Annotated in this window: 8 protein-coding genes; 6 read left to right on the plus strand and 2 right to left on the minus strand. The window is 69.8% G+C overall.

The features are described 5' to 3' along the window. The first annotated feature begins 3 nt into the window (after nt 1-3). Both KEG38_RS31725 and KEG38_RS55700 read left to right on the plus strand, forming a co-directional pair. A complete protein-coding gene (locus KEG38_RS31725) occupies nt 4-2,031 on the plus strand; it encodes an OPT family oligopeptide transporter (RefSeq protein ID WP_272423680.1) in 2,028 nt (675 codons plus the stop codon). Nucleotides 2,032-2,078: 47 nt separating this feature from the next. Further along, nucleotides 2,079-3,317, plus strand: a complete 1,239-nt coding sequence (locus KEG38_RS55700; protein WP_272423682.1) for a mechanosensitive ion channel family protein — start codon at nt 2,079-2,081, stop codon at nt 3,315-3,317. Here the strand turns inward: KEG38_RS55700 and pbpC are convergent. Beyond that, complete coding sequence (pbpC, locus tag KEG38_RS31735; protein ID WP_272423683.1) at nt 3,298-5,697, minus strand: penicillin-binding protein 1C; 2,400 nt, start codon at nt 5,695-5,697, stop codon at nt 3,298-3,300. The genes KEG38_RS55700 and pbpC overlap by 20 nt on opposite strands. A 38-nt stretch (nt 5,698-5,735) precedes the next feature. Next, nucleotides 5,736-11,474, minus strand: coding sequence for an Ig-like domain-containing alpha-2-macroglobulin family protein (locus KEG38_RS31740; protein WP_272423685.1), 5,739 nt, complete (start codon nt 11,472-11,474; stop codon nt 5,736-5,738). 224 nt (nt 11,475-11,698) lie between these two features. On the opposite strand from KEG38_RS31740, the gene KEG38_RS31745 reads away from it, so the two are divergent. Genes KEG38_RS31745 through KEG38_RS31760 form a run of 4 tightly spaced genes read left to right on the plus strand, consistent with a single transcriptional unit; the run spans nt 11,699 to nt 16,468 of the window. Next, nucleotides 11,699-12,793, plus strand: a complete 1,095-nt coding sequence (locus tag KEG38_RS31745) for an ABC transporter ATP-binding protein (protein ID WP_276073773.1) — start codon at nt 11,699-11,701, stop codon at nt 12,791-12,793. Further along, nucleotides 12,790-13,512, plus strand: a complete 723-nt coding sequence (locus tag KEG38_RS31750; RefSeq protein WP_272423686.1) for an ABC transporter permease — start codon at nt 12,790-12,792, stop codon at nt 13,510-13,512. Before KEG38_RS31745 ends, KEG38_RS31750 begins: the two co-directional genes overlap by 4 nt. Next, a complete protein-coding gene (locus KEG38_RS31755; RefSeq protein WP_272423688.1) occupies nt 13,503-15,461 on the plus strand; it encodes a Gldg family protein in 1,959 nt (652 codons plus the stop codon). Before KEG38_RS31750 ends, KEG38_RS31755 begins: the two co-directional genes overlap by 10 nt. Further along, nucleotides 15,458-16,468 carry a DUF4340 domain-containing protein gene (locus tag KEG38_RS31760; RefSeq protein WP_272423690.1) on the plus strand — a complete coding sequence of 337 codons (1,011 nt, stop codon included), beginning with the start codon at nt 15,458-15,460 and terminating at the stop codon, nt 16,466-16,468. Before KEG38_RS31755 ends, KEG38_RS31760 begins: the two co-directional genes overlap by 4 nt. The last annotated feature ends 58 nt before the right edge of the window (nt 16,469-16,526 follow it).

The following is a 16,526-nucleotide window of genomic DNA, read 5'->3' on the forward strand; positions in this document are numbered from 1 at the left end:
GATATGAGCGAGATCGAGACGCCCGCAGGAGAGGCGCGAACGGTCACAGTCGTGGACGCGGAGCGGCTCTTCCAGCCGGCGCCGACGACGCAGGCGGAGTTCGATCGCGGAAAACCGCTCGACATCGCGCCGGAGACGGTCGGCGAGATGGACGAGGAGACCTGGTATGCCAAGGCCTACCGGGGCGACGCGACGGCGCAGCTCACGCCCCGCGCGGTGGGCATGGGCGCGGCGCTCGGGTTCTTGCTCGCGTTCACGAACCTCTACGTCGGCCTGAAGACGGGCTGGCACCTCGGCGTCGCGATCACGGCGTGCATCCTCTCCTTCTCGATCTGGGGCGCCTTCCAGCGCGCCGGGATCGTGAAGACGCCGATGACGATCCTCGAGAACAACTGCATGCAGTCGACCGCGTCCTCCGCGGGGTACTCGACCGGCGGCACGATGGTCTCGGCGATCCCGGCGCTGCTCATGCTGAGCGTCAGCGCGGACAATCCCAAGGGCACGCACATGCCCTGGCCCGTGCTGGCCGCCTGGACCGTGGCGCTCGCGCTGCTCGGGACGGTGATCGCCATCCCGATGAAGCGCAACATGATCAACCAGGAGCGCCTGCGCTTCCCCTCGGGCACGGCCGCGGCCGTGACGCTCCAGAGCCTCTACAGCCAGGGCGCGACCGCGGTCGAAAAGGGCAAGGCGCTGCTCACGTCGGCCGCGGTGGCCGGGTTCATTCCGATCCTCAAGGACCTGAACATCCTCAAGTCGGTGGACGCGGCGGGCGTGGTGACACGTTCGGCGCTCGTGCCGGGCGCGTCGGCGCTCTTCGACTGGCTGCCCAAGATCACCGCGGCGGGCAAGGCGTACCCGCTTTCCGCGTTCAACATCAAGCTGGATCACGGCGTCGCGCTGATCGCGGCCGGCGCGATCGTGGGGCTGCGCGCGACGATCTCGATGATGGTGGGCGCGATCGTGCTCGCGGTGTTCGTGACGCCGATCGCGATGGAAGCGCAGTGGACGAACCAGCTCGGGCAGGTCGTGGCGGCAGCCGCGAAGCCGCAGACGGCGTGGAAGGAGATCGGGCTCTGGATCGGCGCGCCGATGCTGGTGGCGTCGGGCCTGCTCTCGTTCGTGCTGCAGTGGAAGACGATCGTCCGGGCCTTCAAGAGCTTCGGGAAGGCCGCGGGCGGAAACGCGGGCGCGGCGCGGGCCGGGATCGAGGTGCCGATGCGCTGGTTTGCGATCGGCGGCTCGATCGCCACCGTCGGCGTCGTGGGGATCGCCTGGAAGTTCTTCGGGGTGCCGCTGCACCTCGGCCTGCTCGCCGTGGGGCTCACGTTCGTGCTCTCGCTCGTGGCGTGCCGCGCGACGGGTGAGACGGACATCACGCCGACGGGCGCGATGGGCAAGATCATGCAGCTCATCTACGGCGTGCTGATCCCGCAGAGCGCGACGGCGAACCTGATGACGGCCGGGATCACGGCGGGCTCGGCGAGCGCGAGCGCGGATCTCTTGAACGATCTGAAGTCGGGATATCTGCTCGGCGCGAACCCGCGGCGGCAGTTCGTCGCGCAGATGCTGGGGATCCTGCCGGGGACGATCGCCACGGTGATCGGCTTCTACATGCTCGTGCCGACCGCCGCGTCGCTGACGGGCGACAATCCCGCGTTCCCGGCGCCCGCGGCGCAGCAGTGGAAGGCGGTGGCCGAGGTGTTCAAGGTGGGCATCGGCAACCTGCACCCGATGGCGCGGACGTGCATCGCGGTAGGCCTGGCGGTGGGTACGGTGCTGCTTTTGCTGGAGAAACTCCTGCCGAAGTACAAGAAGTACCTCCCCTCCCCCACGGGCGTGGGTCTCGGGTTCATCCTGCCGTTCTACTATCCGCTCGCGATGTTCCTCGGCGCGGTGATCGCGTTCGTGGGCGGAAAGCTGAGCAAGAAGGGTGAGGAGATGGTCGTGCCGATCGCTTCGGGCCTCATCGCCGGCGAGAGCATCATCGGCGTGGTCGTGGCGACGCTGAACAACTTCGTCCTGACCTGACCCCAAAACCCCCTTGCGATGCCGGTCCTGGGAAGCACATTCTCTTTGTGCCCAAAGGATCTGGCCTTCTGATCGGAGCGCTCGCGGCCGCGTCGACGTTCGCCACGGAGGCGCTTGCCGCGGACGGGGGCGTGGCGAGCGCCGCCCGGATCCTCCATCGGGGGACGCCCTTCGGGCTGCTCGTCTGGCAAGGGCTCGTGCTGCTCGTGGCGCCGGTGGTCGGATGGATCTGCGGCACGGCGGGGGTGCGCCTGCTGGCCAAGCTCGCGTCGCGCACGGACTCACGCAAGGATGATCGGCTCGTCGCGGCGTTCCGGGGCCCGTGCCGCCTCATTCTGGCGGTGCTGTTCGTGCGCGCAGGGGCGGCGGCGTTCGAGCCGACGGCCGAGACGGAGGCGTGGCTCGGGCGGATCCTGAGCCCGCTGCTCGTGATCGGCTGCGCGTGGGCGGCGGATCGGGCGCTCGGCGTGGGCGTTGCGGAGATAGGCGATCGGTACGAGGCGTCGAAGCTCGACGCCGTGAGCGCACGCGCCGCGCGCACCCGGCTCTCCATCCTGCGGCAGGTGGCGAGCGTGCTCCTCGCGCTCGTCGCCGCGGCGCTCGTTTTGCTGCAGTTCGATCTCGTGCGGCAGGTGGGCGTCTCGCTGCTCGCGTCCGCGGGCATCGCGGGCGTCGTGCTGGGTTTCGCCGCGCAACGCACGCTCGCGACGATCCTCGCGGGCCTGCAGATCTCGATCGCGCAGCCGGTGCGGATCGGCGACGAGGTGGTGATCGAGGGAGAGTGGGGCACGGTCGAGGAGATCACGCTGACGTTCGTGGTCGTGCGGATCTGGGATCAGCGGCGCCTCGTGCTGCCGATCTCGCACTTCCTCGACAAGCCGTTCCAGAACTGGACGCGGTCGTCGTCCGAGCTCCTGGGGACGGTCTTCCTGCACGTGGATTACATGGCGCCGATCGACGTGCTCCGCGAAGAGGTGCGTCGCGCCTGCGAGGAGGATCCGGACTGGGACGGGAAGGTCGCCGGGCTCGTGGTGGTCGACGCGCTCGAGACGACGGTGAAACTGCGGGCGCTGGTGTCGGCGGCGAGCTCCGGAAAGCTCTGGGATCTCCGGTGTCGGGTGCGGGAGCGGCTGGTGAGACGGCTGCAGGGGCTCGACGGAGGGCGGTACCTGCCACGGGGGCGCTTCGAGCCGGCCGCGTCCGAGGAGAAACGCTCTGCGGAGATGCCGAGGGAAGCGGTGCAAGCGACCCCGCTTCCGCAGCTGCTCACTCCACCGAAAACCTGACGGGCTCCGAGGTGATCCCGTCCGCGTCGACGACGAGCGTGTGCTCGCCGGGCACGAGCGGAACCGATCGCTCGAACGGGGGCAAAAGGACGAACGCACGGCCGTCGACGAGGAGGCGCACCGTGCGGGCGTTCGAAGGCGCGTCGATGCGGACGCGGATGGCCTCCTCGGCGGCGAGGGCGCCGTCACGCACGAAGCGCGCGCCGTCGGGCGGGAAGGCGATGCGGATGCGGGAGGGCGCCGTGGCGCGATCGCTTTCGGGGCAGAAGGGCGAAGAGGCGCGTGGGGCGACGGGGCGGCCGGCATTCTCGGCCCACGCGGCGAGCTCGGGCGGGTAGTGCTCGAAGACGCGGACGTCGGTGGAAGCGTCCGAGCAGGCGGGACCAGCGCGCAGGCCATTGCGGCGATCGATGCGGACACGCTCGTGCATGTCGCAGGTCGCGAGCGAGGTGTTCCGAGGAAGAAGCTCGCTGCGGCGGTGCGGGCAGTCCGGGCCGGGACGGGCGCCGGAGAGGGGGCAGATGTCGACGTCGACGAGGCCTTCGGGGCGCTCGAAGGCGCGCTCGGGGTACAACCGAGCGGCCGCGAGCATGGCGTCGTGGAAGAGCGGGCCAGCGCCGGTCACGCCGCTGACGCCGCTCATCGGAGAACCGTCGAAGTTGCCGACCCAGACGGCGACGGTGACGGAGGGCGTGAAGCCAACGGTGACGTTGTCGCGAAACCCCTTCGAGGTGCCGGTCTTCGCGGCGACCGGGAACGGCAGTTCGAGGACGCTGTTCTCGCCGAACGTGGCAAGGCGCGCGTGCCGATCGGCGAGGATGTGCGTGAGGACGTAGGTGGCGCGCCGATCAAGGACACGGCGAGGCGGCGGCGCGGGGAGCGGGAGGAGCTCACCCGTGGCGGCGCGTGCCTCGCGGACGGCGCGTGGGGTCACGGAGAGGCCACCGCGCGCGAGGGTGGCGTAGGCGGCGGCGAGCTCGATCAAGCGGACCTCGCCGTCCCCGAGCGCGAGGGCGAGGCCGTAGTCACGGGCGCTGCGATCGAGGGAGGCGAAGCCGAGGTCGCGCAGGCGCGCGAGGAGGCGCTCGGGGCCGACGCGGGAGGCGGCGACGACGGCGGGGACGTTGAAGGAGCTCGCGAGGGCCTCGCGGACGCGGACGGGGCCGTGGAAGCGGCCGTCGTAGTTGTTCGGGTGGTAGTCGCCGTCGGGCGTGGGGAAATGCAGGTCGACGTCGGGGAGGATCGTGGCGGCGGAAAAGCCCGCGATCTCCATGCCGAGGCCGTAGACGAACGGTTTTAACGTGGAGCCGGGCTGGCGCTTGGCGAGGACGCCGTCGTTGTGCCCGAGGCGAGCCTCGTTCTCGATGTCGGGCGAGCCGACGTACGCGAGGATGTCTCCCGTTTCGTTGTCGAGGACGACGACCGAAGCCGCGGTGACGTGGCGCGGCACGAGGCGCTCGACCGTTTGGACCGCAAGGATCTCGATCTCGCGCTGGAGGCCACGATCGAGGGTGGTCGTGATGCTGGTGGCGCGGCCGGCGAGCCCGTCGGTGCCGATCCCCTTCCCTCCCGCGAGGAGCGCCTGGCGCAGGTGCGGGATGCCGAGGCCGCTGCCACGCGGGGCGAGGACGAGCGGTTCGCCGAGGGCACGGTCGACGTCCTCGTGTTCGGCAAGGCGCGCGGCGCGCATGCGTTCGAGGACACGATCACGGCGGCGTTTCAGAAGATCGGTGCCGCGGCGAGGATCGTAGAGCGTGGGTCCACGCGGCAGGCTGGCGAGCGCGGCGGCCTCGCCGAGGGAGAGATCGCGGGTGGACTTGTCGAAGTAGAAGCGGCTCGCAGCCTCGACGCCGCGGAGCGAGGGGCCGAAGGCGACGCGGTTCAGGTACTCCTCGAGGATCCGCGGTTTGGACAGGGATGCCTCGATCCGCAGCGCGAGCGCCATCTCGCGGAGCTTGCCGACCACGGTGCGCGGGCGCGGGACGAGCGTGCGCGCGAGCTGCTGCGTGAGCGTCGAGCCGCCGGAGACGATGCCCCGCGCGAGGAGGGCCTGTCCCGCGGCACGGGTGATCGCGATGGGATCGACGCCGGGGTGCAGGTAAAACCGCTTGTCCTCGGCCGCGAGCACGGCGCGGGCGACGCGTGGATCGATGTCGGCGAGGCGCACGGGGCGCGCGCGCGTGCCGTCCTTGGCGCGAACCTCGCAAAGGACCGTGCCGTGCCGATCGAGGAAGACCGTGGAGGGATCAGCCGCGGCGAGATCGTTCGAGGCGAGCTCAGGCGGGAGCGGCGTGAGCGCGGCGGCGACGCCGAGGCAGAGGATCGGGGAGAGAAGGGCCGCGAGCGCAAGCTCGATCCGGTGGCGGCGGCTGCGAGGCACGAGCCACCGGACGAGCACACGAGCGAGGCGGGATCGGGTCACTTGCTGGCGGTCACCGTGATCGTGCCGGCGGCGGTCCTTCCAAACACCTCGGGCACGTACATCTCCTCGGCGCGCGCGGGCGGAAGGACGAACGTGCCGATCGAGGTCGCACGCGCGAGGTAACGGTAGCGATACATGCCGGCCGGCATGCGGTCGATGAAGAAGAGGACGCGGTCGTCGCGCAGCTCGCGCAGGTAGCGGCTGGAGAGGATCGCGCGGCCCGTGGCGACGTCGTCGTAGCCGCCCTCCTCGTCGAACGTGTCCTCGGGATCGCCCGCCTCCTCGTCGAGGTTCGCGCTGCGCGCGGTCGTGGCGAGGCGCGCATCGACGGGCTCGAAGCCGGCCGGGAGCGGATCATCGACGACCACGTATTTCCGCGGCGACGGCGTGACGACGACGATCTCGCCGAGGACGAGCTCACCGCCGGGGAAGGAGGTCACGCCTTTGCCAGGCGGCGCGGCGAGCAGGGTGGCGAGCTCGGCGGGGCTCACCGGGCGCAGGGTCTTCTGCACGAAGAAGCCACGATCGAGCGGCGCCTTGGGCAGCTCCTTGCGTGCGTAACGAAGGCGCGCCTCGTAGAAGAGGCGGCCCGTTCCCTCGACGTCGAAGGCGAGGACGCTGCCGCCGGCCGAGGTGAGGCGCTCGGCGGGCAGGCTGATGCGGGCCTGGTTGACGTCGCGACCGCGGAAGGCCTGCGTCGCGATCTCGGCCTGGCCGAGGAAGACGTGCGCCAGGAAGTCGGGCGTGGCCTTCTCCTGCGCGTTGCGATACGCGTCGAGCGCGACGAGCGACCAGGCGGCCTCCTGCGTGTTGCGCCAGGATCCGCCCTTGCGATCGGCGAGCAGGCCCATGGCGAGCTTGGCCGCGATCGGGAGGTTCGGGCGCGCCGCGAGCAGGGCGCGGAGGACGAGCGCCGTCGTGCGCGTGTCGGAGTCCATGAGCACGGCGTACTTGTCGCCGAGGTTCGCCGCGGCGCGTGCGATGTTTCCATCGAGCCGGAGCGCGCCTTCGAGCTCGCTCGCGAGCTGTTCGATGCTCGCGCGATCGTGCTTGGCCATGACCATGGCGTGCAGGAGGAACGCCTGCGAGAAGAGCGGGAGCGTCTTGCGCTCCTCGAAGAGGCGCGTCGTGCGGCCCGTGTCGGGGTGGCGGTTCTCGGCGAGCACGTCGAGGATGAAGGGCGCGGTGGCGCGCAGGTACTCGTCGTATTCCGCATCGAGCGCCTCGTGGACGTGGCGCGCGGCCCCGTCGATCGCCGTCTGGGGGATGTCGACGCTCCGGCGCTTGGCCTCGCCGAGGCCCCAGAGCGCGTACGTGCTGGCCCAGAGGTTCGAGCGGTCCGAGCCCACCCACATGCCAAAGCCGCCGTCGCCGCGCTGGTGCTTCAGGATCTCGGCGACCGTGGACGCGATGATCGCGTCCGTGTTCTTCGGCAGCGGGATCTTGAAGTCCTGCGCGAGATCACGGAGCGGGAGCATCGGCACGAGCTTGCTCACGAGCTGCTCGGTGCAGCCATACGGGTAGTCGATGAGCTGCTCGACGCCGCCGCCGAGGCCCACGAGCGCGGTCGAGGCCATGCTGACGTCGAGCCCACCCGTGTCGTCGCGGATCGCCGAGAGATCCCCGAGCTTCTCGGCGATCTCCGTGGTCGTGTCGCCGTAGAGCGCGACAGCCTCGGGCGAGAGCGGAACGCGGACGTCGCGCTCGACCTCGACGGCATCCTCCAGGGGCTTTCCCGACTCGGTCGCGCGCACGACGAAGCCGATCTTCGCCTTGCCAGCCTTCGGCGCCGCGACCGGGAAGCGGACCTCAACGGGCGTGCCGGGCGCGAGGTCGATCGTGCGCTTCGTATCGCCGGAGAGCGTGAGGCCTTCGAGCTTGAGCTCGACCGTGGCCGTGGTCTTGCCGATGCCCTTCGAGCTCACGACGACGGACGCGTCGAGGGCGTCGCCGGCGCGCAAGAAACGCGGCAAGGCCGGGCGCGCCATGAGCGGGCGGCTCGCGACGACGCGGTTTTCCGCGAAGCCGAAGCGATCGTCCTCAGCCGCGGTGACGGCCATGAGGCGGTAGGTCGTGAGCGTGTCCGGGAGGCGGAATTTTACCTTGGCGCGGCCCGCGTCGTCCGTGATGATCGAGGGGACGAACGTGGCGCTCGCGCGGAAGTCACGCCGCACGGAGGTGCCGCCGCCGCCGTCGCCGCCGTCGAGGCCCTTGTCGGTGCCGAGATCGCCGTACGGTCGGAAGACGCGGGCGAGCGCGGCGCGCACCTCGAGCGAGGTGACGCGCAGGGGGCGCGGGGCGCCGAAGACGCCGATCGGATCGGGCGTCTTGTACCCGACGAGCGAGAGCACGCCCTCGTCGACCGCGTAAAACGTGACCTCGGCGCGCGCAGGTTTGCCCGCGTGATCCCGCACGACGACGTCGACCTCGACGTTCTCGCCGGGCCGCGCCTCCGTCTTGTTCGGCGTGAGCGCGATCTTGAGCCTGCGCTTCTCGGGGTTCACGAGCAGCGGCGCGTACCCCATGCGGAACGCGGGCGCGCCGACGTCGGGATCCTTCACGTTCGTCGGCGCGGGCTTGGTGCGGCCGCGGACGAGCAGGACCGAGACGAACGCATTCGGGCGCAGATCCTCGGTGACCGGGATCTCGATGGTCGGCATCGCACCGGCGAGCTTGACGCGGCGCTGCGAGAGGATGCCGGCGCGCTCGACCGTCACGAGCGCCTCGGCCGCGGTGAACGGCGATTTCACGAGGAAGCGCGCCTTGTCGCCGACCTCGTAGCTCTCCTTGTCGGCGACGAGCTCGACGACGAGCCGATCGCTGTCGCCGAAGCCGCCACCGCCCGAGCCGCCGAAGACGTAGAGCGGCTCCGCAGCGCCGACGGGATTCTTTCGGGTGTCGACCGCGGTCGCGTGGACGATGTGGTAGCCGGACGCGGCAGGCGTGAGCTTGCACGAGACGGGTCTGTCGCCGGCCGTGGTCGTGACCGTGCAGCTCTCGACGACGCGATCGACGACCTCGGCCACGGTGTGCGCGAGGCCGCCGGAGGTCGCTTGCCGCGCGACGTTCCACGTGCGCGACACGAGCTCGATCTTGATCGGGACGCCCGCGACGCGCGCGCCCTTGGGATCCACGGCGAAGACCTCGGGATTGATGGGTTTGCCCGCGTCGACGAAGAGGTCTGCGCCCGTGCGGAGCGCGACGTAAAACTCGGCCGGATGCACGAGGGCCGTGGTGCTGCCCGCGATGTACTGGCGCGAGACGTCGCTCACGTCGGCCTCGGCCGTCACGCGCTCGGGGCCGCGCTGGCCCGGGAGCGCGAGCTTTGCCTCGATCGAAGCCGTGCCCTTGGCGTCGAGCTTCGTCGTGCTGCTCTGGATCTCGCCTTCCCGCGTGGTTTCGTCGGCGGTGTCCGCGTGGAACGTCTCCTCGTCGACGGTAAAACCGTCGGTGTTCGGCGGGCGGAACTCGGCTTCACCGCGGGTCACGACGACCCGCGCATCCGCGCCGGCCATGGGCGCGCCGTAGAGGTAATCGCCGCGCGCGATCCACTTGCCCTTGTCGCCGCGCACGTAGCTCGGCTTGTCGCTCTCGACCGAGACCGCGAACTCGGCGGGCCGATACTCGGCGACCTCGAAGTCGCCGCTCACGTCAGCCCAGCCCGGATCTCCTTCCTGCACCGTGGCGCGGACCGAGTACGTGCCGAGCCGGCCGGCGCGCGGGACGACGACGTCGATCGCCGTGGTGCCGAAGGGCGAGAGCGTCTCGGTGCGCGAGGCGATCTCGTCGCCGTCGGGGCCCTCGATCTTGATCTCCACGGGCAGGCCGACGGGCGTGACGGTGCCGGGGTTGCCCTCCTTGCGGAAGATGCCCTTGATGTGGACGGTGTCGCCGGGCCGGTAGATGCCGCGATCCGTGAACACGAGGCCGAACGGCCGATCGGGGCCGGGATCGACCTGCACGTCGAAGCGCCAGCTGCTGAGCGTGTCGTTCAGATGCTTGTAGGTCCAATCATTGCCGTCCTTGACGAGGATGACGGCGCGCTCGGCGCCCGCGCTGCCGCGGGCCCAGACGTTCGGCGGCAGCGTGATGAAGCCACTGTCGTCCGAGCGGAACGGGCCGATGGGTGACTCGCCGGGCTTCTGGATCGTGACCTCGGCGCCCTTGACCGGCGCCGCCGACGAGAGGCGGCTGATCCAGAGCAGCGAGCCACGCGCGGAGAGTTTTCCGGTGACCGCGAGGTCACTGACCTTGACGACCGCGGTGTTCGTGACCGCGCGCTGGTGGTTCGAGCCGGGCCAGCCGATGTACCGAATGCCGAGCGCGAGCGCGCCGCGCGCGTCCTTGCCGCCGAGCGCCTCCTCGGTCTTCACGGCGTGCCGCGAGGGCTTGTTGAGCGGCGCGTTCGAGGCGAGCTTCGAGACCTTCGCGCCGGGCAGCTTCAAGATGTCTTCGTACGAGGGCGCGCGGCCCGCGCCGTACTCGTCGTCCTGCAAGTGGATCGCATCGTCCGGCGAGAGCGGCGCGACGACGAGCTCGAGATCGTTCGTGTTGATGGAGTCGATCGGGATCTCGCGCCGCGCCGCGGGCTCGAAGACGCTGCCGTGGAGGCCGATGTCAGCCTTGGGCCAGAGGTCGTCGAAGGCCACGTTGGCGCGGTAGTCGGCCGCGAGCTTCTGTCCGTGCTCGTCGGTGAGCCCTTTCGCGACGGTGACCTTGACGCTCTTGCCCGGCGTGAACGCGCCGTAGACCGTGACGCCGGTCGTGACGTGATCGTCGTCGAGCCACGAGGGCCAGGTGACGTCGATCTTCGGCTCGAAGCGGACGGCCTTCTTCAGCTCGGCGAGCTTGACGGGCGTCGTGAGGTAGATCCCGATGCCGCCGTCGGACGCGCATTTTCCGTGCGGCGTGTCGTGATCACACGGGAGCTCCTTCACGGCGAGCGGGCCGTACGTGCGGAACTCGAACCGCTCTTCCTTCTCGGATCGGAGGCTGCCCTCTTTGCCCGCGAGGCCCTTCACTTCGAGCACGACTTCGCTGTCGAGCGGGAGCGGCGCGCGCGGGATGACCTCGACGAGCTGCTCGTTCTGCGGATCGGGGCGCTTGACGGTGAACGCCCACTTGTCATGACGCTCGCCCGCCGTGACCTTGAGCGCCTTTTCGAGCTCGCGATCGTCGATCGGTTGGTTGAAGCGCAGCGTGAACTTCGTGTCGGGCCGCAGATCTTCGCGGCCGACTTCGGGCTCGACCGAGGTGACCTCGGGCCGCGCCGTCGTGAAGCGCAGCTCGAAAGGTTTTTCCAGGGTGGATCCATCGAGTGCCTTCGTGCCGGCCGGGACCGTGACCACGAACGCGGTGGCGCGCGGCAGGCGCTTCTCCGGCACGAACGAGAGCGCGTTCGTCCCGACCCAGGCCCATCGGCCGGGCACCGCGGGCGTGAGCGACGCCGGCGGCGCGCTCTCGTCCCCCGCGAGCTCGAGCGGCCGCATGGGGCGGTTGAAGACGAGGCTCACTTCGGGCGGGTCGATCGTGTCCCCGCGCGGCGTTCCGAACACGACGGCGAAGGCTCCCCGCGTGTCGACCGTGGCCGCGCCGTCGGCGGCGCCGGGCACGAGGGTGCCGCGAGGCGCGACCTCGGGTGGGCGGTTTCCCTGCAGGCACGCCATGCCGAGGGCCATCGCGGTGACCGCGAGGAATGCGTTGCGGGGACCTGGAAACATGGCTCGCGCCGTCATGGCGCGGCTCCTTCTCGCGGGCCCGCCTCGGCCGCAAGGCCGATGAGCGGGATCGCGTGGAAACGCTGAACCTCCCGAGGGATCCCCCCGAGCCGCGAGGCGCGCCCCCCGGTCCCCAGCTGCCCAGGGCGTTCGAGTCCTGCTCGACGTCGGATCCCGACGAGGTCGGGAATCATGGGCCCAAGCTTCTGTTATAAGGGCGCCGTCGCCGGGAAACCCGGCGCATGACGAAGGCTTTTGCCGTGATCGAAATCGTCGACCTTTACAAATACTACGGGGAGAGGAGAGCGGTCGGACCGCTCTCGTTCTCCATCGAAGCCGGCGAGATCGTGGGCTTGCTCGGGCTCAACGGCGCCGGAAAGACCACCACGCTCCGCATCCTCGCTTGTGATCTGCTCCCCTCGTCGGGCTCCGTCCGCGTGAACGGGCTCGACGTCGTGGAGAGCCCACACGAGGTGCGATCGCTGATCGGCTACCTGCCGGACACACCTCCGCTCTACGGCGAGATGACGGTCCGCGCCTACCTGCACTTCGCCGCGCGGCTGCGAGGCCTGTCGAAGGCGTCCGCGGACAAACGCGTGCCCGAGGTGCTCGAGGCGACGGCGCTCGCCGAAGTGCAAGACCAGCTCATCGCGTCCCTGTCGCACGGCTACAAGCAACGTGTCGGCATCGCCCAGGCCATCGTGCACGGGCCGAAGCTGCTCGTGCTGGACGAGCCCATCAGTGGCCTCGACCCTGTGCAGATCGTGGAGATGCGTGAGCTGCTCCGCAGCCTCAAGGGCGAGCACACGATCCTTTTGTCCTCCCACATTCTCTCCGAGATCAGCGAGACGTGTGATCGCCTCCTCGTGATCCGCGACGGCCAGATCGCCGCGACGGGCACCGAGGCCGAGCTCAGCGCGAAGCTGCTCAAGAACCAGCGCATCGACGTGACGGTGCGCGGAGACGAGGAGAAGGCCAAGGAAGCCGTGAGCGGCGTGCCGGGCGTGGTGTCGGTCGAGGCGATCGACGCGACGGAGGGCGGCGAGGGCGTGAGCGCGCTCAGGATCGAGTCCGAGGGCGACGCGCGCGAGGCGGTGTGCCACGCGATCGTGACGGCCGGGATCGGGCTCCTCGAGGTGCGTCGCGGCGAGCGGGAGCTCGAGAGCGTGTTCCTGGAGCTCGCGGGCGCAGAGACGACGGACGGCGGCTCCGGGGCCGCGCCGAAGAAGAAGCGGGCCGGCAAGAGGGGCGCGAAGAAGGCGCGCACCATGGCCGGCGAGGGTGATGCCGGGGCGAAGGACGCCGCGGCGGAAAAAGAGGACGGGAGCGGGACATGAGAAATGCTCTGCTCGTCGCAGGGAGAGAGATCGGCTCGTACGGGCGATCCCTGCTCGGCTGGGCCATCGGGGCCGCGGCGCTGCTCGTCGAGGGCGTGTGGTTCAGCGCGAACGGCCTGTCCGGATCGCGCATGTCGGCCGACGTGTTGCGCGAGTTCTTCAACGGCGCGAGCGGCGTCACGATGATCGTGGCGGTGCTCATGTCGATCCCGCTGCTCGCGGGGGAACGGGAGCGCGGGACGCTCGTCTTGCTCAACACGGCGCCGATCCGGGACGTCGAGATCATCGTGGGCAAGTACCTCGCGGCGCTCGCGATGGTCGCGCTCATCACGCTGGTCAGCGTCTACATGCCGCTGCTCATCTTCGTGAACGGCAAGGTGAGCCTCGGGCACGTGGCCGTGGGCTACACGGGCATCGTGCTGCTCGGCTCGGCCGCGCTGGCGATCGGGATGTTCACGTCGGCCGTGAGCCGGAGCCAGGTGATGGCGGCAATCCTCGGCGGGCTCTTGCTCGCGGTGATGGTGACGCTCTGGCTCGTCGCGAAGGTGACCGAGCCGCCGGTGAACGGCGTGCTCTCCGGGATGGCGCTGCACCACCAGCGGCAGTTCCCCTTCATGACCGGCGTGCTGAAGCTCGAGAACGTGGTCTATTACGTGGCCGTCACGTACTTCTTCCTGCTCGCGGCCACCAAGACACTGGAGGCGCGGCGATGGCGCTGAAACCGAAAGAGGCGGCTCCGGCCGCCGAGAAGGCGCCCGAAGGCAAGGACGACAAGGGCGCAAAGGCCCCTGCCCCGCCGAGCTACGCGCCCTTCCTCGCGCCCGCGTTCGTGGGCTCGCTCGTGCTCGTCTTCATCGGCGAGCGGCTGCTCGGCAACGTCGAGACCTGGCGGCTCGTGATCTCCGCGCTCGGCGTGCTTGGCGCGGTGGTCGCGACGGCGCTCCGGTTCCTGCACGCGTCGGCCGAGAAGGATCCGGAGCGACGGAAGATCGAGCGCGCACTCTCGCTCTTCGCGGCGCTCGGGCTCGTGGCCCTCGTGATCTATTTCGCGGGGAACACCGAGTTTGGAAGGCGCACGCTCGGCATCCTCGACGCGGCGCCCGACAAACGCGCGCGGTTCGACGGGGCGAGCACGGTCGCCTGGGTCGTGTTGATCCTCGTGTCGGTCGTGCCGCTCGTGTTCGGCGAGATCGCACTCGCGCCCATGCGGCGCGCGCCCCGCGTCGAGGGACGTCGCGTGCGCGCGGCGACCGTCGCGGGCCTCTCGCTCGCGCTCGCGGTGGCCTACGCGGCACTCTTCACGTACGCGGCCGGCGAGCTCGACGCGAAGGTCGACTTCTCGTACTTCCGCACGGCGAAGGCGAGCGAGTCGACGAAGAAGATCGTGACGAGCGCGCCGGACACCGTCGAGGTGCGCGCGTTCTTCCCGCCCATGAACGACGTCGGCATGGAGGTCGAGGGCTACCTCGCGGACATCGCGAAGAGCGCGCCGAACTTCAAGTACGGCTTCTACGACCGGCTGCTCCACCCGCAGCTCGCGAAGGACAACAAGGTCACGCAGGACGCGGTGATCGTGATCCTGCGCGGGCCGACGCGCGAGACGCTCACGCTCGACAAAGAGCTGAACAAGGCGGCGGCAAAGCTGAAGACGCTCGACGCCGACTTCCAGAAGGCCCTCCTCAAGGCGATGAAGGAGCAGCGCACGGCCTACTTCACGGTCGGGCACGGCGAGCTCAACGAGGGCGCGGGCGCGGCGGCCGCCGAGGGCAGGACCTCGAAGATCCTGCGTCGCTTGCTGGAGAGCCAGAACTACGTGGTGAAGGACCTCGGCATGCCGCAGGGCCTCGCGAACGCGGTGCCCGACGACGCGTCGCTCGTCGTGGTGCTCGGCCCGTCGCAGGCATTCTTGCCCGAGGAGATCACCTCGCTCGAGAAGTACGCGGCGCGCGGCGGCAAGCTGCTCCTCGCGCTGGATCCGGAGACGAAGGGAGATCTCGCGCCGCTCGCAGCGCTCGCGGATCTCGCGTTCGATCCGACGGTGCTCGCCACGACAGACCAGCTCTTCGTGCCGCGGCGGCGCAACGCCTCGGACAAGGCGAACCTCGTCTCGAACCGCTTCTCGTCGCACGCCTCGGTCTCGACCTTGAGCCGCGTCTCGCAGCGCGCAGTCGTGCTCGTGCCCGTGGCCGGATCGCTCGACAAGAAGGCCGGATCCGAGCCGAAGGTGGACTTCGTCCTTCGCTCGTCGGGCTCCGCGTTCGCCGACAAGAACGGAAACTACGAGCTCGACGGCGACGAGAAGAAAGCGACGTTCAACCTCGCCGCAGCGGTGACGAAGCCGCTCGGCGAAGGCGTGGACAAGGCAAAAGTAAAAGGTCCGCAGGAGATGCGCGCCTTCGTGCTCGCGGACGCGGACGCACTGAGCGACCTCGCACTCGGGGTGGCCGAGACGAACCAGCTCTTCGCGGTGGACGCGGTGCGCTGGCTCGGCGGCGACGAGAGCTTCAGCGGGGAGATCGTGACGCCCGAGGACGTGCGAATCGAGCACACGAAGCAGAAGGACGTGTTCTGGTTCTACGGGACGATCATCGGGGCTCCAGCGCTCCTCTTCGGCGTAGGGCTCCTCGTGACGCGGCGGGCGCGCCGCACGGCCGGGAGGAAGGCATGAACGTAGGACGCGGCCTCTTCGTCCACGTAGGGCTCTTCGTGCTGGCATCGGCCAGCGCGGTGGCCGTGTGGACCCGCGACGAGCAGCCGAAAGCGCTCGTGCAAACCGAAGCGACGGTATGGCCCGGGCGTCCGGCCGACGTCGCAAGGGTCGTCTTCGAAGGCAAGAACCGCAAGGTCTCGCTCGAAACGAAATCCGACAAGCTCGGCGCATACTACGTCGGCACGCTGGAGCGCGAGGCGACGCCTCCGCCCGTGAACCCCGACGCAGGCGCGCCACCGCCCGCGCCCGGCGCCAAGTCGAAGACCGAGTTCGTCGGCGTGGGCGTGGCACAGAAGCTCGTCGAGTCGCTCGCGCCGCTGAAGGCGCTCCGCGCACTCGGGCGCATCCCGGAGGATCGCGCGGCCGAGTTCGGGCTCGCCGAGCCCGAAGGCACGCTCACGGTCACGATCAGCGGCGCCGAGCGCAAGCTCGTGCTGGGCGGGACAACGCCCGGCGGCGGCGATCGGTACGTGCGCGAGCCGCAGACGGGCGAGACATACGTGATCGACGGCAGCGCCGTGCGAGATCTCGACACAGCAGAGTCGCGGCTCGTGGAGCGTGAGCTTCACGGGTGGAAAGAAGCCGAGGTCTCGACAGCAGAGCTCAGCGCCGGCGGGAAGAAGCGACAAATCGTGCGCGGCGGGCCCGAGGGCAAGCGGTTCTGGGCCGATCCAGCCGCGGCCGATCAGAAGGACGAGACAGCGGCAAACTTCATGGGGAAGCTCGATCGGCTGCGGCCGACGGACTACGTGATGAGCGAGCCCGCAGGCAAGCAAGACGTGCTCCGCGTGGAGTACGCCGCAGGCGCATCGCTCGGCTTCCTCGAGCTCGTCCGCGTTCCAGCCGCAGATCCCGCAGGCAAACCGGACTATTTCGTGCGCACCGAGCGCACGCGCCTCTACGCGAAGGTCCCCGCGCAGACGGCAGAGCAGGTCGAGCAAGACCTCGGATCCATCCTCAAGTAATTGTCACTGGCAGCGTAGCGCCGGGGTTTCACCCCGGGCCCGACCAGGGGTTGTCCAC

This window comes from Polyangium jinanense, assembly GCF_028435265.1.
In the GTDB taxonomy this organism is placed as follows: domain Bacteria; phylum Myxococcota_A; class Polyangia; order Polyangiales; family Polyangiaceae; genus Polyangium; species Polyangium jinanense.

Bases quoted from the DNA above. Each gene is read 5' to 3' on its own strand.
- KEG38_RS31725 (WP_272423680.1), top strand. From the start codon at position 4: ATGAGCGAGATCGAGACGCCCGCAGGAGAGGCGCGAACGGTCACAGTC.
- KEG38_RS31740 (WP_272423685.1), bottom strand. From the start codon at position 11,474: ATGACGGCGCGAGCCATGTTTCCAGGTCCCCGCAACGCATTCCTCGCG.
- KEG38_RS31745 (WP_276073773.1), top strand. From the start codon at position 11,699: ATGACGAAGGCTTTTGCCGTGATCGAAATCGTCGACCTTTACAAATAC.
- KEG38_RS31750 (WP_272423686.1), top strand. From the start codon at position 12,790: ATGAGAAATGCTCTGCTCGTCGCAGGGAGAGAGATCGGCTCGTACGGG.
- KEG38_RS31755 (WP_272423688.1), top strand. From the start codon at position 13,503: ATGGCGCTGAAACCGAAAGAGGCGGCTCCGGCCGCCGAGAAGGCGCCC.
- KEG38_RS31760 (WP_272423690.1), top strand. From the start codon at position 15,458: ATGAACGTAGGACGCGGCCTCTTCGTCCACGTAGGGCTCTTCGTGCTG.